The sequence below is a fragment of the Pseudomonas sp. GW456-L13 genome, from assembly GCF_017350115.1.
In the GTDB taxonomy this organism is placed as follows: Bacteria; Pseudomonadota; Gammaproteobacteria; order Pseudomonadales; family Pseudomonadaceae; genus Aquipseudomonas; species Aquipseudomonas jessenii.
In genome coordinates this window covers 2,334,036-2,354,579 of record NZ_JACNAS010000001.1, presented here as the reverse complement: position 1 = coordinate 2,354,579, position 20,544 = coordinate 2,334,036, and the positions used below count along the sequence as shown (strand labels likewise).

At 60.4% G+C, this 20,544-nt stretch carries 21 protein-coding genes; 13 read left to right on the top strand and 8 right to left on the bottom strand.

What is annotated here, in order from left to right:
* Window positions 1–4 precede the first annotated feature (4 nt).
* The 7 genes from J4D25_RS10715 to hisC all read left to right on the top strand — a co-directional run bounded on the left by J4D25_RS10715 (window position 5) and on the right by hisC (window position 5,882).
* Window positions 5–658, top strand: coding sequence for a phospholipid-binding protein MlaC (locus J4D25_RS10715; RefSeq protein ID WP_057716414.1), 654 nt, complete (start codon window positions 5–7; stop codon window positions 656–658).
* Entirely contained in the window at window positions 655–960 is a 306-nt protein-coding gene (locus tag J4D25_RS10710; protein ID WP_057716413.1) for a lipid asymmetry maintenance protein MlaB, read from the top strand. The genes J4D25_RS10715 and J4D25_RS10710 overlap by 4 nt, the downstream gene beginning before the upstream one ends.
* A gap of 114 nt (window positions 961–1,074) precedes the next feature.
* Entirely contained in the window at window positions 1,075–1,314 is a 240-nt protein-coding gene (locus J4D25_RS10705) for a BolA family protein (RefSeq protein WP_020796650.1), read from the top strand.
* A gap of 22 nt (window positions 1,315–1,336) precedes the next feature.
* Entirely contained in the window at window positions 1,337–2,602 is a 1,266-nt protein-coding gene (murA, locus tag J4D25_RS10700) for a UDP-N-acetylglucosamine 1-carboxyvinyltransferase (protein ID WP_056728381.1), read from the top strand.
* Window positions 2,603–2,727: 125 nt separating this feature from the next.
* Entirely contained in the window at window positions 2,728–3,363 is a 636-nt protein-coding gene (gene hisG, locus J4D25_RS10695) for an ATP phosphoribosyltransferase (RefSeq protein WP_008018703.1), read from the top strand.
* 126 nt (window positions 3,364–3,489) lie between these two features.
* On the top strand, window positions 3,490–4,827 hold the full coding sequence (hisD, locus tag J4D25_RS10690; protein ID WP_057716412.1) for a histidinol dehydrogenase: 1,338 nt from the start codon (window positions 3,490–3,492) through the stop codon (window positions 4,825–4,827).
* Between the two features lie 2 nt (window positions 4,828–4,829).
* Entirely contained in the window at window positions 4,830–5,882 is a 1,053-nt protein-coding gene (hisC, locus tag J4D25_RS10685; RefSeq protein ID WP_057716411.1) for a histidinol-phosphate transaminase, read from the top strand.
* Between the two features lie 137 nt (window positions 5,883–6,019).
* Here the strand turns inward: hisC and algW are convergent, their stop codons facing one another.
* Entirely contained in the window at window positions 6,020–7,180 is a 1,161-nt protein-coding gene (algW, locus tag J4D25_RS10680) for a Do family serine endopeptidase AlgW (RefSeq protein WP_057716410.1), read from the bottom strand.
* A gap of 103 nt (window positions 7,181–7,283) precedes the next feature.
* On the opposite strand from algW, the gene J4D25_RS10675 reads away from it, so the two are divergent.
* On the top strand, window positions 7,284–8,042 hold the full coding sequence (locus tag J4D25_RS10675) for a Nif3-like dinuclear metal center hexameric protein (protein WP_057716409.1): 759 nt from the start codon (window positions 7,284–7,286) through the stop codon (window positions 8,040–8,042).
* A gap of 143 nt (window positions 8,043–8,185) precedes the next feature.
* Here the strand turns inward: J4D25_RS10675 and J4D25_RS10670 are convergent, their stop codons facing one another.
* Entirely contained in the window at window positions 8,186–9,022 is an 837-nt protein-coding gene (locus tag J4D25_RS10670; protein ID WP_057716268.1) for an IS3 family transposase, read from the bottom strand.
* Window positions 9,019–9,324: an IS3 family transposase gene (locus tag J4D25_RS26980; protein WP_057713040.1), complete on the bottom strand. Its 306-nt coding sequence runs from the start codon at window positions 9,322–9,324 to the stop codon at window positions 9,019–9,021. The genes J4D25_RS10670 and J4D25_RS26980 overlap by 4 nt, the downstream gene beginning before the upstream one ends.
* A 219-nt stretch (window positions 9,325–9,543) precedes the next feature.
* Here J4D25_RS26980 and cysD point away from each other — a divergent pair, with 219 nt between their 5' ends.
* Entirely contained in the window at window positions 9,544–10,461 is a 918-nt protein-coding gene (cysD, locus tag J4D25_RS10665; protein WP_008046199.1) for a sulfate adenylyltransferase subunit CysD, read from the top strand.
* A 9-nt stretch (window positions 10,462–10,470) separates the two neighbouring features.
* A complete protein-coding gene (gene cysN / locus J4D25_RS10660) occupies window positions 10,471–12,369 on the top strand; it encodes a sulfate adenylyltransferase subunit CysN (RefSeq protein WP_057716408.1) in 1,899 nt (632 codons plus the stop codon).
* 183 nt (window positions 12,370–12,552) lie between these two features.
* On the opposite strand, the gene J4D25_RS10655 is transcribed toward cysN, so the two are convergent.
* Genes J4D25_RS10655 through J4D25_RS10645 form a run of 3 tightly spaced genes read right to left on the bottom strand, consistent with a single transcriptional unit; the run spans window position 12,553 to window position 15,945 of the window.
* The gene (locus J4D25_RS10655; protein WP_057716407.1) at window positions 12,553–13,458 is read right to left on the bottom strand and encodes an acyltransferase; all 906 of its coding nucleotides are present in this window, start codon (window positions 13,456–13,458) and stop codon (window positions 12,553–12,555) included.
* Entirely contained in the window at window positions 13,459–15,558 is a 2,100-nt protein-coding gene (gene pta / locus J4D25_RS10650; RefSeq protein ID WP_007970292.1) for a phosphate acetyltransferase, read from the bottom strand.
* A 60-nt stretch (window positions 15,559–15,618) separates the two neighbouring features.
* Entirely contained in the window at window positions 15,619–15,945 is a 327-nt protein-coding gene (locus J4D25_RS10645) for a DUF3565 domain-containing protein (protein ID WP_057716672.1), read from the bottom strand.
* Between J4D25_RS10645 and J4D25_RS10640 the strand changes: the two genes are divergently transcribed.
* The 3 genes from J4D25_RS10640 (at window position 15,914) to J4D25_RS10630 (ending at window position 18,299) form a co-directional block, all read left to right on the top strand.
* Window positions 15,914–16,399, top strand: a complete 486-nt coding sequence (locus J4D25_RS10640; RefSeq protein WP_007942189.1) for a peptidylprolyl isomerase — start codon at window positions 15,914–15,916, stop codon at window positions 16,397–16,399. The two genes, J4D25_RS10645 and J4D25_RS10640, sit on opposite strands and share 32 nt — an antisense overlap.
* 122 nt (window positions 16,400–16,521) lie before the next feature.
* On the top strand, window positions 16,522–17,004 hold the full coding sequence (locus J4D25_RS10635; protein WP_056728393.1) for a glutathione peroxidase: 483 nt from the start codon (window positions 16,522–16,524) through the stop codon (window positions 17,002–17,004).
* A 191-nt stretch (window positions 17,005–17,195) separates the two neighbouring features.
* Complete coding sequence (locus J4D25_RS10630) at window positions 17,196–18,299, top strand: NADH:flavin oxidoreductase (RefSeq protein WP_057716406.1); 1,104 nt, start codon at window positions 17,196–17,198, stop codon at window positions 18,297–18,299.
* 115 nt (window positions 18,300–18,414) lie between these two features.
* On the opposite strand, the gene J4D25_RS10625 is transcribed toward J4D25_RS10630, so the two are convergent.
* Window positions 18,415–19,614: a glycosyltransferase family 1 protein gene (locus J4D25_RS10625; protein ID WP_057716405.1), complete on the bottom strand. Its 1,200-nt coding sequence runs from the start codon at window positions 19,612–19,614 to the stop codon at window positions 18,415–18,417.
* A gap of 36 nt (window positions 19,615–19,650) precedes the next feature.
* On the bottom strand, window positions 19,651–20,403 hold the full coding sequence (gene cysZ / locus J4D25_RS10620; RefSeq protein WP_057716404.1) for a sulfate transporter CysZ: 753 nt from the start codon (window positions 20,401–20,403) through the stop codon (window positions 19,651–19,653).
* Window positions 20,404–20,544: the final 141 nt, after the last annotated feature.

Sequence of the window (20,544 nt, the reverse complement as noted above, 5' to 3'; positions counted from 1 at the left end):
TTAAATGATCTCTATCTTGCGACGTGGCCTGTTGGTAATGCTCGCGGTGTTTCCGTTGGTGTCCCACGCCGTAGCGGCGACTTCGGCGCACGATCTGGTGCAGGACACAACCAACCGTATGCTCGCGGACCTGGCGGCAAACAAAGAGAAGTACAAGCAGGATCCGCAAGACTTTTATGCGGCGCTGAACACCATCGTCGGGCCGGTCGTGGATGCCGAGGGTATTTCCAAGAGCATCATGACGGTCAAGTACTCGCGTAAAGCTACGCCTGCACAGATGAAGACCTTCGAAGAAAACTTCAAGAAGGGTCTGTTCCAGTTCTATGGCAATGCCTTGCTGGAGTACAACAACCAGGGCATCACCGTTGAGCCGGCCAAAGACGAGTCGGGCGACCGTACCAGTGTAGGCATGACTGTCAAAGGCAGCAGCGGCGCGATCTATCCAGTGTCCTACACGCTGGAAAAGATCAACGGCGAGTGGAAACTGCGTAACGTCATCATCAATGGCATCAATATCGGCAAGCTGTTCCGCGATCAGTTCGCCGATGCGATGCAGCGCAATGGCAACGACCTGGACAAGACCATCAATGGTTGGGCCGGGGAAGTCGCCAAGGCCAAGGAAGCCACCGACAAGAAACCAGAGCAGTCAGCCCAATGAGTGAGTCGGCAGTCCAGATGGACGAAGCGGGCGAGCTGCGACTCAGTGGCGTGCTGGATTACCGCACCGGCCCTGGCCTGCGCGAGCAGGGCAAGGCGCTGATCAAAGCCAGCAACGCTGCAGCGCTGGTGGTCGATTGCTCGGCGGTAACCAAGTCCAGCAGTGTCGGTTTGTCGTTGCTGCTGTGCTTTATCCGTGATGCGCAGGAGGCCGGTAAGGCCCTGAGCATCCGTGGGATGCCGGAAGACATGCGTGAAATCGCTCAGGTCAGCGAGCTGACCGAGCTGTTGGCGCGCCCCTAACCCGCATCTATGAAGAAGCCCCCCGTCTGAGTCCTGCTTGGCGGGGTTCGCAGGCGCGGGGCTTTTTTGTATGATGTCCGACCCGCGCGCACAGGGCGCCGATTGAGGTTGAGCATGCAGGCCAACGAAGTTAAGAGCTTTCTTGAAGGAAAGCTGCCCGGAACGAAAGTAGAAGTCGAGGGCGAAGGCTGCAATTTCCAGCTGAACGTGATTAGCGATGAACTGGCGGCGTTGAGCCCGGTCAAGCGTCAGCAGCAGGTCTATGCCCATTTGAACCCATGGATCACCGATGGCAGCATCCATGCGGTCACTATGAAATTTTTCAGCAGCGCGGCCTGGGCCGAGCGCACCTGAGCCCAAGGGCGTCGAGATTCTTATGGATAAATTGATTATTACTGGCGGTGCTCGTCTTGACGGCGAGATCCGCATCTCCGGGGCAAAGAACTCTGCCCTGCCGATCCTGGCGGCTACCCTGCTGTGCGATGGCCCGGTGACTGTGGCCAACCTGCCGCACCTGCACGACATCACCACCATGATCGAGCTGTTCGGGCGCATGGGTATCGAACCTGTGATCGACGAGAAGCTGGCCGTCGAAATCGACCCGCGCACCATCAAGACCCTGGTCGCACCTTACGAACTGGTTAAAACCATGCGTGCGTCGATTCTGGTGCTCGGTCCGATGGTTGCTCGTTTCGGTGAAGCCGAAGTCGCCTTGCCTGGCGGTTGCGCCATCGGTTCGCGTCCGGTTGACCTGCACATCCGTGGCCTGGAAGCCATGGGCGCCGTCATCGACGTCGAAGGTGGCTACATCAAGGCCAAGGCGCCTGAAGGTGGCCTGCGCGGTGCGCACTTCTTCTTCGATACCGTCAGTGTGACCGGTACCGAAAACATCATGATGGCCGCGGCCTTGGCCAAGGGCCGTAGCGTCCTGCAAAACGCCGCTCGCGAGCCTGAAGTGGTCGACCTGGCGAACTTCCTGAACGCCATGGGCGCCAAGGTTTCCGGCGCCGGTACCGATACCATCACCATCGATGGCGTCGAGCGCCTGCACACTACCACTTATAAAGTAATGCCTGACCGCATCGAAACCGGCACCTATCTGGTGGCGGCGGCGGTGACCGGTGGTCGTGTGAAGGTCAAGGATACGGATCCGACCATCCTCGAAGCCGTTCTGGAAAAACTCCGTGAGTCCGGTGCCGAAATCACCTGTGGCGAAGACTGGATTGAGCTGAACATGCACGGCAAGCGTCCGAAAGCCGTCAACGTGCGGACCGCTCCGTACCCGGCGTTCCCGACCGACATGCAGGCGCAGTTCATCTCCCTCAACGCCATTGCCGAAGGCACCGGCGCTGTGATCGAGACGATCTTCGAAAACCGCTTCATGCACGTCTACGAGCTGCACCGCATGGGCGCCAAGATCCAGGTCGAAGGCAACACCGCCATCGTCACCGGCACCGAAAAGCTCAAGGGCGCGCCAGTGATGGCGACCGACCTGCGTGCTTCGGCCAGCCTGGTGATCTCGGCCCTGATCGCCGAAGGCGACACGCTGATCGACCGCATCTACCACATAGACCGTGGCTACGAGTGCATCGAAGAAAAACTGCAGATGCTGGGCGCCAAGATCCGTCGCGTTCCGGGCTAGTCCCTGCTGTATGGGCATAAGGACATGCCCGTTGATTTGTTGAAGTCGAGCCGTTTTCGGCTCGATGTGTGTCCGGCGCCATTTGCGACCGGGCATGAGTACCTTGATAAGGACTGACGTTTCCCATGTTGACCATCGCACTGTCCAAGGGCCGCATCCTTGACGACACCCTGCCGCTTCTGGCTGAAGCGGGCATCGTGCCGACCGAGAATCCGGACAAGAGCCGCAAGCTGATCATTCCCACGACCCAGGAAGATGTACGCCTGCTGATCGTGCGTGCCACCGATGTGCCAACTTACGTCGAGCATGGTGCCGCCGACCTCGGTGTCGCCGGTAAAGATGTGCTGATGGAGTACGGCGGCCAGGGCCTGTACGAGCCGCTGGACCTGCAAATTGCCCAGTGCAAGCTGATGACCGCCGGCAAGGTCGGCGCGGTCGAGCCCAAGGGCCGCCTGCGTATCGCCACCAAGTTCGTCAACGTTGCCAAGCGCTACTACGCCGAACAGGGCCGTCAGGTCGACATCATCAAGCTCTACGGTTCGATGGAGCTGGCGCCGCTGATCGGCCTGGCGGACAAGATCATCGACGTGGTCGACACTGGTAACACGCTGCGGGCCAACGGTCTGGAGCCACAGGATTTCATTGCTGCCATCAGCTCCCGGCTGATCGTCAACAAAGCTTCGATGAAGATGCAGCACGCCCGTATCCAGGCGTTGATCGACACCCTGCGCAAGGCAGTGGAGTCTCGACACCGCGGCTGATTCACCTGCGCGACGTTAAGTCGCGCCCGTCTATCCGCCTCATAGCCAGAATTCTCAGGTGCCCAAGCGGAAACGACTGCTAAGTTAGGGCGCCTGAGTTTTTGCCATTCCTATGAGGCTCTCGCTATGACCGCACCGACTGCAATTCGCCGACTCAACGCTGCTGACCCGGATTTCGCGCATCATCTGGATCATCTGCTGAGCTGGGAAAGTGTGTCTGACGACTCGGTCAATCAGCGGGTGCTGGACATCATCAAGGCTGTGCGTGAACGTGGCGACGCGGCACTGGTGGACTTTACCCGCCAGTTCGACGGCCTGGACGTGAAGTCCATGGCCGACCTGATCCTGCCGCGTGAGCGTCTGGAATTGGCACTGACGCGCATTACCGTGGCTCAGCGCGAAGCGCTGGAAGTCGCCGCCGCCCGTGTGCGCAGCTACCACGAAAAACAGAAGCAGGACTCCTGGAGCTACACCGAGGCCGACGGCACCGTGCTGGGCCAGAAAGTCACGCCGCTGGACCGTGCCGGCCTGTACGTACCGGGTGGCAAGGCGTCGTACCCGTCGTCGGTGTTGATGAACGCGATTCCGGCCAAGGTCGCCGGCGTCACCGAAGTGGTCATGGTCGTACCGACCCCGCGCGGTGAAATCAATGAACTGGTGCTGGCCGCTGCCTGCATCGCCGGCGTCGACCGTGTGTTCACCATCGGTGGCGCTCAAGCCGTTGCCGCATTGGCTTACGGCACCGAAAGCGTACCGAAGGTCGATAAAGTGGTCGGCCCGGGCAACATCTATGTCGCCACCGCCAAGCGCCACGTGTTTGGCCAGGTCGGAATCGACATGATCGCCGGTCCCTCCGAGATCCTGGTGGTGTGCGACGGCCAGACCGATCCGGACTGGATCGCCATGGACCTGTTCTCCCAGGCCGAGCACGACGAAGACGCCCAGGCGATTCTGGTCAGCCCAGACGCCGAATTCCTCGACAAGGTCGCCGCCAGCATCGCCAAGCTGATGCCGACCATGGAGCGCGCCGCGATCATCGAAACCTCGATCAATGGCCGTGGTGCACTGATCAAGGTGCGCGACATGGAGCAAGCCATCGAAGTGGCCAACCGCATCGCGCCGGAGCACCTCGAATTGTCCGTTGCCGATCCACAAGCCTGGCTGCCGCAGATCCGCCACGCCGGCGCGATCTTCATGGGCCGCCACACCTCTGAAGCCTTGGGCGACTACTGCGCAGGTCCCAACCACGTGTTGCCGACCTCCGGCACCGCGCGTTTCTCCTCGCCGCTGGGTGTGTACGACTTCCAGAAACGCTCGTCGATCATCTTCTGTTCCGAGCAGGGCGCTTCCGAGTTGGGCAAAACCGCTTCCGTGCTGGCCCGTGGCGAATCGCTGACCGCCCACGCGCGTAGCGCCGAGTACCGCATCGTCGACGAAGACTTTCCACAAGGGCAGGGGAACTGAACATGAGTAAATTCTGGAGCCCGTTCGTCAAGAATCTGGTGCCTTACGTCCCGGGCGAGCAGCCGAAGCTGGCAAAACTGGTGAAGCTAAACACCAATGAAAATCCGTACGGTCCATCGCCCAAAGCCTTGGCCGCGATGCAAACCGAACTGAACGACAACCTGCGTCTGTACCCGGACCCGAACAGCGATCTGCTGAAGAACGCGGTCGCCAGGTACTACGGTGTTCAAAGCAATCAAGTGTTCCTCGGCAACGGTTCCGATGAAGTGCTGGCGCACATCTTCCACGGTTTGCTGCAGCACGATCAGCCGCTGTTGTTCCCGGACATCAGCTACAGCTTCTACCCGGTCTACTGCGGTTTGTACGGCATCAAGTTCGACGCGGTGCCGCTGGACGAGCAGTTCCAGATCAACCCGGCGGACTATGCCAGGCCGAACGGCGGGATCATCTTCCCCAACCCGAACGCGCCGACCGGCTGCCTGTTGGCGCTGGAAGCGGTGGAGCAGATTCTCAAGGCGAGCCCGGATTCGGTGGTGGTGGTCGACGAGGCCTACATCGACTTCGGTGGCGAGACGGCAATCACCCTGGTGGACCGTTATCCGAACCTGCTGGTGACCCAGACCCTGTCCAAGTCCCGTTCCCTGGCGGGCCTGCGGGTTGGATTGGCGGTCGGCCATCCGGACCTGATCGAGGCGCTGGAGCGGATCAAGAACAGCTTCAACTCCTATCCGCTGGATCGCATGGCGAATGTCGGCGCTGCCGCCGCGTTCGAGGATCGCGAGTATTTCGACAAGACCTGCCGGTTGGTGATCGAGAATCGCGAGAAGGTCGTTGCACAGCTGGAGGAGAAGGGTTTTGAAGTGCTGCCATCGGCGGCGAACTTCATTTTTGCCCGTCACCCCCGGTACGATGCGGCGGGGCTTGCGGCTAAGCTGCGCGAGCAAGGCGTGATCGTCCGGCACTTCAAGCAGGAGCGGATTGCCCAGTTCCTGCGGATCTCCATCGGCACGCCGGAGCAGAATCAGGCGCTGATCGACGGCCTGGGCGACTTGTAAAACCAGGCACGACCCTGTGGGAGCGAGCTTGCTCGCGATAGCGGATTTACAGTCAACGAGTATGTTGAATGTTATTGCCTCATCGTCGGAGCGCCGCCCGGAGCAAGCTTGCTCCCACAGGTTTTTGGGTTGTCCGCTTACTCTTCTTCTTTTTCCTTGATCGGAGCCGGCGGCGGACGCAGGCCGACTTCAGCCATCAGCTTGAGCTCCTTGCCGTTGCGCATCACCTCGATCGCGACCTTGTCGGTCGGCTTGATCCGCGCTACCTGATTCATCGAGCGACGGCCATCACCGGCCGGTTCGCCATCGATGGCAAGAATCACATCACCCAGTTGCAGACCGGCCTTCTGTGCCGGGCCATCGCGGAAAATTCCCGCCACGACAATGCCTGGACGACCGGACAAGCCGAACGACTCGGCCAGTTCCTGGGTCAGCGGCTGCACCTCGATACCCAGCCAGCCACGAATCACCTGGCCGTGCTCGATGATCGACTTCATCACTTCCATCGCCAGCTTCACGGGGATTGCGAACCCAATGCCCTGGGAGCCCCCGGACTTGGAAAAGATCGCCGTGTTGATGCCGGTCAGGTTGCCGATGGCATCCACCAGCGCACCGCCTGAGTTGCCCGGGTTGATCGCCGCATCGGTCTGGATGAAGTCTTCGTAGTTGTTCAGGCCCAATTGATTGCGCCCGGTGGCGCTGATGATGCCCATGGTTACGGTCTGGCCGACGCCGAAGGGGTTGCCGATGGCCAGCGCCACATCGCCGATGCGGATGTTGTCGGAACGCCCCACGGTGATCGCCGGCAGGTTTTTCAAGTCGATTTTCAGAACCGCGAGGTCGGTCTCCGGGTCGCTGCCGATCACTCGCGCCAGGGTTTCCCGGCCGTCCTTGAGCGCCACCACGATCTGGTCGGCACCGCTGGTCACGTGGTTGTTGGTCAGGATGTAGCCTTCCGGGCTCATGATCACGCCGGAACCGAGGCTCGACTCCATGCGTTTCTGCTTGGGCGAGTTATCGCCGAAGAAGCGACGAAACTGCGGATCTTCGAACAGCGGATGGTTGGGTTTGTTGATGACTTTGGTGGTGTACAGGTTCACCACCGATGGCGCCGCGGTGGATACCGCTTCGGCATAAGACACCGGACCCTGCTGCATGCTGGTGGTTTGCGGCGCTTGTTGCAGATTGACGTCGAGGCTCGGGAGCCCGACCCACTGCGGGTAACGCTGGATTATCAAAAGAGCGACAAGCACGCCGGCCAACAGCGGCCAGCCGGAAAAACGCAGCGCCTTGAGCATTAAGCAGTTCCTGAGAGAGTTGCAGGCGGTCTGAGACCGCTCATAATGACGCGCATTATACGAGGCCGCGCGCGCCTCTGAACGGGATATTTAGGAGTCTTTTATGGCCGTCGCCCTGAGCACCCTGGTCGAAGAAGCTGACCGCTACCTCAACAGCGCCAAAATCGCCGATTATTGCCCCAACGGCCTGCAGGTCGAGGGGCGGCCACAAGTGATGCGCATTGTCAGTGGCGTCACCGCCAGCCAGGCCCTGCTCGATGCGGCCGTGGAGGCCAACGCAGACCTGGTGCTGGTGCATCATGGCTACTTCTGGAAGGGTGAAAACCCGTGCATCACCGGCATGAAGCAGCGTCGCTTGAAGACCCTGCTCAAGCACGATATCAGCCTGTTGTCCTATCACCTGCCGCTGGACCTGCACCCGGATGTCGGCAATAACGCGCAGCTCGCGCGACAGCTCGACATCACCGTCGAAGGACCGCTGGATCCGGACAACCTGAAGATTGTCGGCCTGGTCGGCTCGTTGAACGAGCCAATGATGCCCCGGGATTTCGCCCGCCGCGTCCAGGAAGTGATGGGGCGTGAGCCGCTGTTGATCGAAGGCAGCGCCATGGTACGCCGCGTCGGCTGGTGCACCGGTGGTGGCCAGGGTTACATCGATCAAGCCATTCTGGCGGGTGTCGATCTGTACCTCAGCGGCGAGGCTTCCGAGCAAACCTTTCACAGCGCCAGGGAAAACGACATCAGCTTCATCGCCGCCGGTCACCATGCGACCGAGCGCTACGGCGTTCAGGCGCTGGGGGATTATCTGGCCCGTCGGTTTGCGCTGGAGCACATCTTCATCGATTGCCCGAATCCGATCTGAAAGCGCACCCTCTTCCTGTAGGAGCGAGCTTGCTCGCGATGAACCTGAAGACACCACGGGGTGTCAGACTCCCAGCGTTATCGTTGACGACCATCGCGAGCAAGCTGAACTGGTCAAGTAATCCCGGACACCGGTTACGGTGTTTATGCCGCTTTTTGCTCCATGGCTATTGGCGACAGATAGTTGTTGTAGCTGTGGAGCCTGGTGCGGTTGTAGTACATGAAGAAGCGCACCATATCGGTTTTGGCTTCCTCGATCTTGCTGTAGCCACTACGAGGCACCCATTCTGATTTCAGCGTGCCGAAAAATCGCTCTGTTGGAGCGTTGTCCCAGCACTGCCCGCGATGGCTCATGCTTTGCAATATGTCACGACGCTTCAGTTCTTCCTGAAACTTGCGGCTGGTGTACTGACAGCCCTGATCCGAGTGAAACATCAGTCCCGCAGGGCACGTTCGAACCTCTGTCGCCATGCGTAGCGCCTTGCTGACCAAGTTGGCGTCATTGACCAGCGAAAATGCCCAACCGATGACCCGGCGAGCAAACAAATCGATGACGATGGCCAGATGAACCCAGCGCTCGCCCACCATCAAGCTGGTCACGTCACCACACCAGACCTGATCGACTGCAGCCGGTTTGAAGTTGCGCTTGAGCCGATTGGGCGCGACAAACGCTTCCACTCCCTTGGATCTGAATGGGTGCGGCTGGCGTTGTTTACTGACAATGTTGGCCTCCCTCATCAGCGCTCGGACAAGGCCTCTTCCGATCGCGATGTTTTGGGACTTCAGGCCCTTGCTGATCATTCTGGAACCCATGGCTTCGCGGCTTTCGCTGTGCAGTTCAACCACTTTGAGCTTGAGCTCTTCGCGCCTGATCCGCGGTTGGGCTCGCCGCTGAAGCCACTCGTAAAAGCTGCTGCGCTTCACATCGAAAACACGACACACGACAGCTGTCGGGAACGACTCTCTTAGTTCCGCAATCATCGAAAACGATCGGGATCCGACATCAAGAGAGCGGTAGCCTTTTTTAAGATCTCGGCTTCCATTTCCATGCGCTTGATCTTGGCCTTTAGTTCCTGGATCTGGCGCTGATCTTCGGTAATCGCCTTGGTGCCTTTGACTGGCTGCCCCTCGCGCTCCTTGCGAACCTGATCGACCCAACGCCGTAAAGCGGTGGGCCCGATATCCAGCGATGCACAAACGTCTGGAACCGGGCAGTTATCATCAAGCACCATGCTGGCAGCATGCAGCTTGAACTCGCGTGAATAGACCTTTCTTTCGTTCATGGAACCTCCAAGTTGGCGAAATCATATCGCCCTTAAGAGGTGTCCGGAATTATTAGGCCAGTTCAAGCTCGCTCCTACAGGGGTTGAGCCCAAACAGGCAGGCATATTCATATGCTCTTTCGATCTAGTTGGCGTCCTGATTAGAAGGGGGCGCTGTGCTAGGATCCCCGCTCGAACACGGCCCGGTGGCCGTTCATAAGAAAGTTTTCGTGAGTAGCCATGGTCGACAAACTGACGCATCTGAAACAGCTGGAGGCGGAAAGCATCCACATCATCCGCGAGGTGGCCGCCGAGTTCGATAACCCGGTGATGCTGTACTCCATCGGTAAAGACTCCGCCGTGATGCTGCATCTGGCACGCAAGGCGTTCTTCCCGGGCAAGCTGCCGTTTCCGGTGATGCACGTCGACACTCGCTGGAAATTCAAGGAGATGTACAGCTTCCGCGACAAGATGGTCGCCGAGCTGGGCCTCGACCTGATCACCCACGTCAACCCGGACGGCGTGGCGCAGGACATCAACCCGTTCACCCACGGCAGCGCCAAGCACACCGACATCATGAAGACCGAGGGCCTCAAGCAGGCACTCGACAAGTATGGTTTCGACGCAGCATTCGGCGGCGCCCGTCGCGATGAAGAGAAATCCCGCGCCAAAGAGCGCGTGTACTCGTTCCGCGACAGCAAGCACCGCTGGGATCCGAAAAACCAGCGCCCCGAGCTGTGGAACGTCTACAACGGCAAGGTCAACAAGGGCGAGTCGATCCGCGTCTTCCCGCTGTCGAACTGGACCGAGCTGGACATCTGGCAGTACATCTACCTTGAAGGCATCCCGATCGTTCCGCTGTACTTCGCCGCCGAGCGTGAAGTCATCGAGAAGAACGGCACGCTGATCATGATCGACGACGAGCGCATCCTCGAGCACCTGAGCGACGAAGACAAAGCGCGCATCGTCAAAAAGAAAGTGCGTTTCCGTACCCTTGGTTGCTACCCGTTGACGGGCGCGGTGGAGTCCGAGGCCGAAAGCCTCACGGACATCATTCAGGAAATGCTCCTGACGCGAACTTCCGAGCGCCAGGGCCGTGTCATCGACCACGATGGCGCAGGCTCGATGGAAGACAAAAAACGTCAGGGTTATTTCTAAGGGGTTGTCATGTCGCACGCATCTGATTTGATCAGCGAGGACATCCTCGCCTACCTGGGCCAGCACGAACGTAAAGAGCTGCTGCGCTTTCTGACCTGCGGTAACGTCGACGACGGCAAGAGCACCCTGATCGGGCGCCTGCTGCACGACTCCAAGATGATCTACGAAGATCACCTGGAAGCCATTACCCGCGATTCGAAAAAAGTCGGCACCACCGGCGAAGACATCGACCTGGCGCTGCTGGTCGACGGCCTGCAGGCCGAGCGTGAACAAGGCATCACCATCGATGTCGCGTACCGCTACTTCTCCACCGCCAAGCGCAAATTCATCATCGCCGACACCCCTGGCCACGAGCAGTACACCCGCAACATGGCCACCGGTGCCTCCACCTGTGACCTGGCGATCATCCTGGTCGACGCCCGTTACGGCGTGCAGACCCAGACCCGTCGCCACAGCTTCATCGCCTCGTTGCTGGGCATCAAGCACATAGTCGTGGCCATCAACAAGATGGACCTCAAGGACTTCGACCAGGGTGTGTTCGAGTCGATCAAGGCCGACTACCTGCAGTTCGCCGAAGGCTTGAAGATGAAGCCCACCACGATGCACTTCGTGCCGATGTCTGCGCTGAAAGGCGACAACGTGGTGAACAAGTCCGAGCGCTCGCCGTGGTACACCGGCCAGTCGCTGATGGAGATCCTCGAGACCGTGGAAGTTGCGGGCGATCGCAACTTCACCGACCTGCGTTTCCCGGTTCAGTACGTCAACCGTCCGAACCTGAACTTCCGTGGCTTCGCCGGCACCCTGGCCAGCGGCATCGTCAAGAAAGGCGACGAAGTCGTGGTCCTGCCGTCGGGCAAGAGCAGCCGCGTGAAATCCATCGTCACCTTCGAAGGTGAACTGGAGCACGCAGGTCCTGGTCAGGCTGTAACGCTGACCATGGAAGACGAAATCGATATTTCCCGTGGCGACCTGTTGGTACATGCCGACAACGTGCCGCCAGTCACCGACAGCTTCGAAGCGATGCTGGTGTGGATGGCTGAAGAGCCGATGCTGCCGGGCAAGAAGTACGACATCAAACGCGCCACCAGTTACGTGCCTGGCTCCATCGCCAGCATCGTCAACAAGGTCGACGTGAACACCCTGGAAGAAGGTCCGGCCAGTGCGTTGCAGCTGAACGAAATCGGCAAGGTCAAGATCGCGCTCGATGCGCCGATTGCCCTCGACGGTTACGACAGCAACCGCACCACCGGGGCCTTCATCATCATCGACCGCTTGACCAACGGCACCGTTGGCGCGGGCATGATCGTCGCCCAGCCTGTAGCTCACGGCAGCTCCACGCACCACGGCAAACTAGCTCACGTCGCCACCGAAGAACGCGCACAGCGCTTCGGCCAGCAACCGGCCACCGTGTTGTTCAGCGGCTTGTCGGGCGCGGGCAAAAGCACACTGGCGTATGCAGTTGAACGCAAGCTGTTCGACCTGGGGCGCGCGGTGTTCGTACTCGATGGCCAGAACCTGCGTCACGACCTGAACAAAGGTCTGCCACAGGATCGCGCCGGGCGTACCGAGAACTGGCGTCGTGCCGCGCACGTGGCGCGTCAGTTCAACGAGGCTGGTCTGCTGACCCTCGCTGCGTTCGTTGCCCCGAGTGCCGAAGGGCGTGAACAGGCCCGGGAACTGATCGGCAAGGAGCGTCTGCTGACGGTCTACGTCCAGGCTTCGCCGACGGTCTGCGCCGAGCGTGATCCGCAAGGTTTGTACGCGGCGGCCGGGGATAACATCCCGGGCGAGTCCTTCCCGTACGATGTGCCGCTGGATGCCGACCTGGTGATCGACACCCAGTCCGTGTCGCTGGAGGAAGGCGTCAAGCAAGTGCTGGGTCTGCTGCGTGAGCGTGGCGCGATCTAAGCGCTGACCGGTAAAAAGAAACCCGTCGATGAGTGATCATCGGCGGGTTTTTTTATGTCTGGTAGTCAGTCAAAACAAACACTAAACCTGTGGGAGCGAGCTTGCTCGCGATAGCGGCGGATCAGTCGACATCAATGTTGAATGTCAGTCCGTATTCGCGAGCAAGCCCGCTCCCACATTGGTTCAGCGGCGGTCTGGGAATTCGTGGTGCAGCTGTTCCAGCAACGCATCCTTGTCCAGCCACAACTGATTGATCCAGCCCTGAAACTGCAGGCGGTATTCACCGTCCTGGTCGTAATTCTTGCCGATGAACTGTGGCGGAATCTTCAGCTCTTCGAAGTGCACCACCACGTCCGCAACGTTCCCGCACAGCAAATCCCAGAAACCCGGGCGCCCGGCGGGGTAGTGGATGGTCACGTTGACCAGGGATTCAAGCTGCTCGCCCATCGCATCCAGCACAAAGGCAATACCGCCGGCCTTGGCCTTGAGCAGGTACTTGAAGGGTGACTGCTGTTGCTTGTGCTTGCCCTCGGTGAAGCGCGTGCCTTCGACGAAGTTGAAAATGCCCACCGGGTTGTCGCGGAATTTCGCACAGGTCTTGCGGGTGGTTTCCAGGTCCTTGCCTTTCTTCTCCGGGTGCTTTTCCAGATAGGCCTTGGAGTAACGCTTCATGAACGGAAAGCCCAGCGCCCACCAGGCCAGACCGATCACCGGAACCCAGATCAGCTCCTGCTTGAGAAAGAACTTCAGCGGCTGAATGCGCCGGTTTAGCACGTATTGCAGCACCAGGATGTCGACCCAGCTCTGGTGGTTGCTGGTGATCAGGTACGAATGCTGATAGTCGAGGCCTTGCAGGCCGCTGATGTGCCAGCGTGTGCGGCGCACCAGGTTCATCCAGCCTTTGTTGATGCTGATCCAGGCTTCGTGGGTATGGCTCATCAGCCAGCCCGCGAGGCGCTGGGTGAGGGCGAACGGCAATACCTTGACGAGTGCCACGCAGAACAGGAACGAGCAGAGCAGAATCGTGTTCAATGCCAACAGCAGCGAGGCGATCACGCCCCGCAGCGCAGCAGGTAAGAAATCCAGCATTTACACATCCATAGGTCGGTTGGCGGCTTGAATCGCGGTCAGGGCGATGGTGTAGACGATGTCATCGACCTGCGCGCCGCGCGGCAAATCGTTCACCGGTTTGCGCAGGCCTTGCAGCATCGGCCCGAGGCTGACGCAGTCGGCGCTGCGCTGTACGGCCTTGTGCGTGGTATTGCCGGTGTTGAGGTCGGGGAATACGTACACCGTGGCACGACCGGCCACCTGACTGTTCGGCGCCAGTTGCCGGGCCACGCTTTCGTTGGCGGCGGCGTCGTACTGCAAGGGGCCGTCGATCAGCAGCGAGTGCTGTTGTTCGTGGGCGAGCAGGGTTGCCTCGCGGACCTTCTCGACTTCTTCGCCGCTGGCCGACTCGCCGCTGGAGTAGCTGATCATCGCCACCCGTGGCGTGATGCCGAACGCAGCGGCCGAATCAGCGCTTTGCAGGGCGATCTCGGCCAGTTCACTGGCGCTCGGGTGCGGGTTCATCACGCAGTCGCCGTAGACCAGCACCTCTTCCGGAAACAGCATGAAGAACACCGACGACACCAGGGTGCAGCCTGGCGCGGTTTTAATCAGCTGCAGGGCCGGGCGGATGGTGTTGGCGGTGGTGTTGATCACGCCCGATACGAGGCCGTCGACTTCATCCAGGGCCAGCATCATGGTGCCGATCACCACGGTGTCTTCCAGTTGTTGCTCGGCCATCGGCGCATTGAGGCTTTTGCTTTTGCGCAGCGCAACCATCGGCTCGACGTAGCGCTCGCGGATCAAGTCCGGATCAATGATTTCCAGGCCTGGAGGCAACTCGATGCCCTGGGCGCGGGCGACAGCCTGCACGTCCTCGGGCTTGGCCAGCAACACGCAGCGAGCGATGCCGCGGGCCTGGCAGATCGCGGCGGCCTGCACGGTCAGCGGCTCGCTGCCTTCGGGCAGTACGATGCGCTTGTTGGCCGCCTGGGCGCGCTGGATCAATTGATAGCGGAAAACCGCTGGCGACAGACGCATTTCCCGTGGCGTACCGCAGCGTTGGTGCAGCCAGTTGGCATCGAGATGGCCGGCGATGAAATCGGTGATGATTTCGGCGCGCTCGCGGTCATCGATGGGGATTTCCTTGTTCAGGCCATTGAGCAGGTTGGCGGTGTCGTAGGAGCCGGTACTCACCGACAGCACCGGCAAACCAGCCTGCAGGGCGCCACGGCACAGGTCCATGATGCGTGGGTCGGGCAGGGTGTCGCTGGTCAGCAGCAGGCCGGCGAGCGGCACGCCGTTCAAGGCCGCGAGGCTGACGGCGAGGATGATGTCGTCGCGGTCGCCGGGGGTCACCACCAGCACGCCGGGCTTGAGCAACTCCACGGTGTTACGCATGGTGCGGGCGCAAATGATGATCTTGGTCATGCGCCGGGTTTCGTAATCACCGGCGTTGAGCACTTGCGCGCCCATCAGGTCGGCGACGTCGCGGGTGCGCGGGGCGTTCAGTTCCGGCTGGAACGGAATGCAGCCGAGCAAGCGGAAATCACCACTGCGCAGCAACGGCGAATGCTCTTTCAGGCGCGTGGCGAAGGCCTCCATGCTTTCTTCGGTCTTGACCTTGTTGAGGATCACACCGAGGACTTTCGGGTCTTTCGGGCCGCCGAACAACTGCGCCTGCAACTCGACGCGACCGGAGAGCTCGGTCAGCACTTCGTTTTCCGGTGCCGAGACCAGGATCACCTCGGCGTCGAGGCTCTTGGCCAGGTGCAGGTTGACCCGTGCGGCATAACTGGCGCTGCGGGTCGGCACCATGCCTTCGACGATCAGCACGTCCTTGCCGATGGCAGCCTGCTGATAAAGGGTGATGATTTCTTCGAGCAACTCATCGAGCTGGCCGTCACCGAGCATGCGCTCGACATGGGCCAGGCCCAGGGGCTGGGGCGGTTTCAAGCCGTGGGTACGCGCCACCAGTTCGGTGGAACGTTCCGGGCCCGTGTCGCCCGGATGCGGCTGGGCAATCGGTTTGAAAAAACCGACCTTGAGCCCGGCCCGCTCAAGGGTGCGCACCAGCCCGAGGCTGATGGAGGTCAGACCCACACCAAAATCGGTGGGCGCGATAAAAAAAGTTTGCATGCGGATTCTCTGAAGGAGCATGGCAAAGGTGATCATCTATATCTGACGATCTACCGAAATTCAGTCGCCAAGGTTATCGCTAACCGAGCCCTGTGCGCACCAACCGCAAGCAAAGGGCTGGCCTATTTTTTCAAGGCGTTGCACAGGGTCCATGACCCAGGCGCGGGATTGCCAGGGTGGCTGGTGCCGCAGGTGCTGGGTGTGGCCGCAGGAAAGCTCGGCCACCCAGTGTCCGTCCTCGTCCTGATGGAAGCCTGTGATCGTCGAATCCCGTCTGTCCGGGTTGTGTTCGCTTTCGGACGATTGCTTCGCTAAACTTGGCCTTTCAATTTTCCTATGCAAAAGGTCTCGCCCCATGCTGATCGCCGCCAATAAGGCTGTCTCCATCGACTATACCCTGACCAACGACGCTGGTGAGGTCATCGACAGCTCCGCCGGCGGCGCGCCGCTGGTCTACCTGCAAGGTGCAGGCAACATCATCCCGGGCCTGGAAAAGGCTCTGGAAGGCAAGGCTGTCGGCGACGAACTGACCGTAGCCGTTGAACCGGAAGACGCTTACGGCGAATACGCCGCCGAACTGGTCAGCACCCTGAGCCGCAGCATGTTCGAAGGCGTCGACGAGCTGGAAGTGGGCATGCAGTTCCACGCTTCCGCTCCGGACGGCCAGATGCAGATCGTGACCATCCGTGATCTGGACGGCGACGACGTCACCGTTGACGGCAACCACCCGTTGGCCGGTCAGCGCCTGAATTTCCAGGTCAAGATCGTTGCCATCCGTGACGCCAGCCAGGAAGAAATCGCTCATGGTCACGTCCATGGCGAAGGTGGCCATCACCACTGATTTCTGCGCTAAGCTCAGATAACTGGAGAGGCGCCTTGTGGGCGCCTTTTTAGTCTGCGGCCGTCCCTGATGACACCGCCAAGTGGCTGTTTCGAGAAGAACACGGGAATCTGGAGTACGCCATGAGTGCTTTTCACGACCTTAAATTGACAGCCCTGGATGGACAGGAGCTACCTCTGGCGCCTTTCAAAGGCCAAGTCGTACTGGTGGTCAACGTCGCCTCCAAATGCGGCCTGACCCCGCAGTACGCGGCGCTGGAAAATCTCTATCAGCAATTCAAGGCCAAGGGCTTCAGCGTCCTGGGCTTGCCGTGCAACCAGTTTGCCGGGCAGGAACCGGGGACCGAGCAGGAAATCAAGGATTTCTGCAGCCTCAACTATGGCGTGACCTTTCCGTTGTCCAGCAAGCTGGAAGTCAACGGGCATGAACGTCATCAGTTGTATCGCCTGCTGGCGGGAGAGGGCGCGGAATTTCCCGGCGATATCACCTGGAACTTCGAGAAGTTCCTGCTGGGCAAGGACGGGCGTGTGCTGGCTCGGTTCTCGCCACGTACGGCGCCGGATGATCCGACCATCGTTCACGCGATTGAAAAAGCGCTGAGCTGATATCCCCCCCTATAGGAGCGAGCTCGCTCGCGATGGTTGTAGGAACACCGCGGGGCATCAGACCGCCAGCGTTATCGTTGACCACCATCGCGAGCAAGCTCGCTCCTACATCACCCAAATCAATAGTGCTGTTCAGTACGTGCGAACCTCCATATTATCGCCGTCATAAAGTCATTTCTGTGGAGCGTCCCATGCCCGTCAAAGCCCTGTTCAAACCGTTCCACCTCGGCACCCTCGAACTGCCGACCCGCGTCGTCATGGCGCCGATGACCCGCTCCTTTTCCCCAGGTGGCGTGCCTAATTCCAAAGTGATCGAATACTACCGTCGCCGCGCCGCAGCCGGCGTCGGCCTGATCATCACCGAAGGCACCACCGTCGGTCACAAGGCTTCCAACGGCTACCCGAACGTTCCGCATTTCTATGGCGAAGCAGCCCTGGCCGGCTGGAAGAAAGTCGTCGACGCCGTTCACGCCGAAGGCGGCAAGATCGTTCCGCAGTTGTGGCATGTGGGCAGCGTGCGCCGGATCGGCACCGAGCCGGACGCCAGCGTGCCGGGTTATGGCCCGTCGGAAAAATTGAAGGAAGGCCAGGTCGTGGTTCACGGCATGACCAAACAGGATATCCAGGACGTGATCGCCGCGTTCGCCCAAGCCGCCAGGGATGCCCAGAGCATCGGTATGGACGGCGTGGAAATCCACGGTGCCCACGGTTATCTGGTGGACCAGTTCTTCTGGGAAGGCAGCAACCAGCGTACCGACGAATACGGCGGCAGCCTGGCCAACCGTTCGCGCTTCGCCATTGAATTGGTTCAGGCCGTGCGTGCCGCGGTCGGTGAAGGTTTCCCGATCATCTTCCGTTTCTCCCAGTGGAAGCAGCAGGACTACACCGCACGTCTGGTGCAAACCCCTGAAGCCTTGGGCGAGTTCCTCAAGCCGTTGGCCGACGCGGGCGTGGACATTTTCCACTGTTCGACCCGCCGCTTCTGGGAGCCGGAGTTCGATGGTTCCGAGCTGAACCTGGCTGGCTGGACCCGCCAACTCACCGGCAAGCCGACCATCACCGTGGGCAGTGTCGGCCTGGATGGCGAGTTCCTGCAGTTCATGGTCAATACCGACAAGGTCGCGCAGCCGGCCAGCCTGGAAAAACTGCTGGAGCGCCTGAACAACGATGAGTTCGACCTGGTGGCGGTCGGTCGTGCCTTGCTGGTGGACCCGGACTGGGCGCAGAAAGTGCGCGACGGCCGTGAAGAGGACATTCTGCCGTTCAGTCGTGAGGCGTTGATGACGCTGGTTTAAGCGGCGACCGGGAAGGCCTCATCGCGAGCAAGCTCGCTCCCACAGGGTGTGCGTTGTACACAAATCCTGTAGGAGCGAGCTTGCTCGCGATGACTGACTCAAGATCACTGAAAAATCAGGGAACAGTCGGCGCATTCGGCAACACCATCTCCCCGGCACAGGCCCCGCGCAACTGTCCCTCGAACTGCTCGATAATCGTCGCCCAACCCTGGCGACTGGCATGCTGGCGCGCATTGAGCCTAACATTGCGCAAGGCTTCCCTTTCCTCCAGCAGCCATGCCGCTGCATCGCAGAACGCTTCTTCATCCCCCGGCATCGCCAGTACGCCGTTGTAGCCATGACGAATATGCTGGGCCGCCGCCGCCTGGTCGTAGGCGACCACGCCGAGCCCCGAGGCAAGTGCTTCAAGCACCACATTGCCAAAGGTTTCGGTCAGGCTCGGAAACAGAAACACGTCGCCCGAAGCGTAGTGACACGCCAGGGCTTCACCCCGTTGGGTGCCGCAGAAAATCGCCTCGGGCATTTCGTTTTCCAGTTCCTGGCGCTGCGGGCCATCGCCGACCACGACCAGTTTCAGCGTGCGCTGGGGATAACTCGCCTTGAGGGTATTGAAGGTGCGCTTGAGCAGGCCGAGATTCTTTTCCGGGGCCAGGCGTCCGACATGAATGACGGCGATGTCTGCTTCGGCCAGCCCCCATTGCTCGCGCAGGGCATTCAAGCGTTTGGCCGGGTGAAACAATTCGCTGTCGACCCCACGGGACAGCAACGCCAGGCGCTCGAAATGCCGCCGCTCCAGTTCCATGCGTTGGCTGACGCTGGGCACCAGGGTCATGGTCGAGCGGTTGTGGAACCAGCGCAGGTAGTGAGTCAGCAGGCGCGTGAGCAAACCAAGCCCGTACTGGTTGGAGTACTGTTGGAAATTGGTGTGGAAACCGCTGACCACGGAAATTCCCAGTCGCCGTGCCGCGCGCAGCGCAGAGAGACCCAGCGGGCCCTCGGTGGCGATGTAGAGCACATCCGGGCGGTGACGCGTCCAGCGCCGCAGCAGCTTGTGCATCGACGACTGACCCCATTGCAGGCCGGGATAGCCCGGCAGTGGCCAGCCGCGGCACAGCAGCAATTCATCGTCGCTGGCCAGTTGCTGGTCGCAGCCCTGACGCGGCCGCACCAGCTCCACTTGATGCCCGCGCGCGCGCAAGCCGTCGCACAAGCGACCAAGGGTATTGGCCACGCCGTTGATTTCCGGTGGGAAGGTTTCGGTGATCAGGGTGATATGCAGAGCTGTCGTCATGACCCCAGTGTCGGCTGGGGCCATGTCGTCAGTGTGACGTCGGGATGATGGATTTGTGACTCAGCGCTGGGTCACCAGGTTTTCTGCCCCGCGCTCACGCACCCAGAACAGCGTCGCCCCGGCCACGGCAGCCGGCATCATCAGGATGTTCACCACAGGGATCAGCAGCACCAGGTACACGCTGCCGCCGAAGCTCATGCTCTGCCAGCGCTTCTCGCGCAGCCAGGCGAGCATCTCGTTCCAGCCCAGCTTGTGGTTGTCCGCCGGGTAGTCGATGTACTGGATCGCCATCATCCACACCCCGAACAACAGCCACAGCGGCGCGGCGATGATGTTCACCACCGGGATGAACGAGAGGATGAACAACCCGATCGCCCGGGGCAGAAAATAGCCAAGCTTGCGCATTTCCCGGGCCAGGGTACGCGGAATCATGGCGATCAACTCGCCCCAACTGAAGGCCGGGAAGTCGTCGGTGCCGCGCACCACCACTTCGACTTTCTCCGCGAGGAAGCCGTTGAACGGCGCGGCAATGACGTTGGCGAGCATGGTGAAGGTGAAGAACACCATCAACACCACCAGCACCACGAACAATGGCCAGAGGATGTAGCTGAGAAAACTCAGCCAGTCGGGCAGCGATGGCATCAAGGTGTCGACCCACAGGCTGAATTGATGGCTGGCCAGGTAGATCAATCCGACGAACAGCACCAGGTTGATTGCCAACGGCAACAGCACAAACAAACGCAGGCTGGGGCTCAACACCAGCTTGAGGCCTTCGCGCAGGTATTGCGGGCCGGACAGAACAGGGGCGGGCATAAGGTGCTCCGAGCAGAGGGAAAACGCGCCGACCTTACCGGCTTTGCTTCACAGGCGAAAGCGCGGTGGCGGTATCGACATTCACTGTAACAAAGACGTCGATATCGTCGGTCAGATGCCATAGAGACCACCTATGAGCTG

Excerpts from the sequence above, each read along its gene's own strand:
- J4D25_RS10715 (WP_057716414.1), top strand. The coding sequence starts at position 5 with ATGATCTCTATCTTGCGACGTGGCCTGTTGGTAATGCTCGCGGTGTTT.
- J4D25_RS10710 (WP_057716413.1), top strand. The coding sequence starts at position 655 with ATGAGTGAGTCGGCAGTCCAGATGGACGAAGCGGGCGAGCTGCGACTC.
- J4D25_RS10705 (WP_020796650.1), top strand. The coding sequence starts at position 1,075 with ATGCAGGCCAACGAAGTTAAGAGCTTTCTTGAAGGAAAGCTGCCCGGA.
- murA (WP_056728381.1), top strand. The coding sequence starts at position 1,337 with ATGGATAAATTGATTATTACTGGCGGTGCTCGTCTTGACGGCGAGATC.
- hisG (WP_008018703.1), top strand. The coding sequence starts at position 2,728 with ATGTTGACCATCGCACTGTCCAAGGGCCGCATCCTTGACGACACCCTG.
- hisD (WP_057716412.1), top strand. The coding sequence starts at position 3,490 with ATGACCGCACCGACTGCAATTCGCCGACTCAACGCTGCTGACCCGGAT.
- hisC (WP_057716411.1), top strand. The coding sequence starts at position 4,830 with ATGAGTAAATTCTGGAGCCCGTTCGTCAAGAATCTGGTGCCTTACGTC.
- algW (WP_057716410.1), bottom strand. The coding sequence starts at position 7,180 with ATGCTCAAGGCGCTGCGTTTTTCCGGCTGGCCGCTGTTGGCCGGCGTG.
- J4D25_RS10675 (WP_057716409.1), top strand. The coding sequence starts at position 7,284 with ATGGCCGTCGCCCTGAGCACCCTGGTCGAAGAAGCTGACCGCTACCTC.
- J4D25_RS10670 (WP_057716268.1), bottom strand. The coding sequence starts at position 9,022 with ATGATTGCGGAACTAAGAGAGTCGTTCCCGACAGCTGTCGTGTGTCGT.
- J4D25_RS26980 (WP_057713040.1), bottom strand. The coding sequence starts at position 9,324 with ATGAACGAAAGAAAGGTCTATTCACGCGAGTTCAAGCTGCATGCTGCC.
- cysD (WP_008046199.1), top strand. The coding sequence starts at position 9,544 with ATGGTCGACAAACTGACGCATCTGAAACAGCTGGAGGCGGAAAGCATC.
- cysN (WP_057716408.1), top strand. The coding sequence starts at position 10,471 with ATGTCGCACGCATCTGATTTGATCAGCGAGGACATCCTCGCCTACCTG.
- J4D25_RS10655 (WP_057716407.1), bottom strand. The coding sequence starts at position 13,458 with ATGCTGGATTTCTTACCTGCTGCGCTGCGGGGCGTGATCGCCTCGCTG.
- pta (WP_007970292.1), bottom strand. The coding sequence starts at position 15,558 with ATGCAAACTTTTTTTATCGCGCCCACCGATTTTGGTGTGGGTCTGACC.
- J4D25_RS10640 (WP_007942189.1), top strand. The coding sequence starts at position 15,914 with ATGCTGATCGCCGCCAATAAGGCTGTCTCCATCGACTATACCCTGACC.
- J4D25_RS10645 (WP_057716672.1), bottom strand. The coding sequence starts at position 15,945 with ATGGAGACAGCCTTATTGGCGGCGATCAGCATGGGGCGAGACCTTTTG.
- J4D25_RS10635 (WP_056728393.1), top strand. The coding sequence starts at position 16,522 with ATGAGTGCTTTTCACGACCTTAAATTGACAGCCCTGGATGGACAGGAG.
- J4D25_RS10630 (WP_057716406.1), top strand. The coding sequence starts at position 17,196 with ATGCCCGTCAAAGCCCTGTTCAAACCGTTCCACCTCGGCACCCTCGAA.
- J4D25_RS10625 (WP_057716405.1), bottom strand. The coding sequence starts at position 19,614 with ATGGCCCCAGCCGACACTGGGGTCATGACGACAGCTCTGCATATCACC.
- cysZ (WP_057716404.1), bottom strand. The coding sequence starts at position 20,403 with ATGCCCGCCCCTGTTCTGTCCGGCCCGCAATACCTGCGCGAAGGCCTC.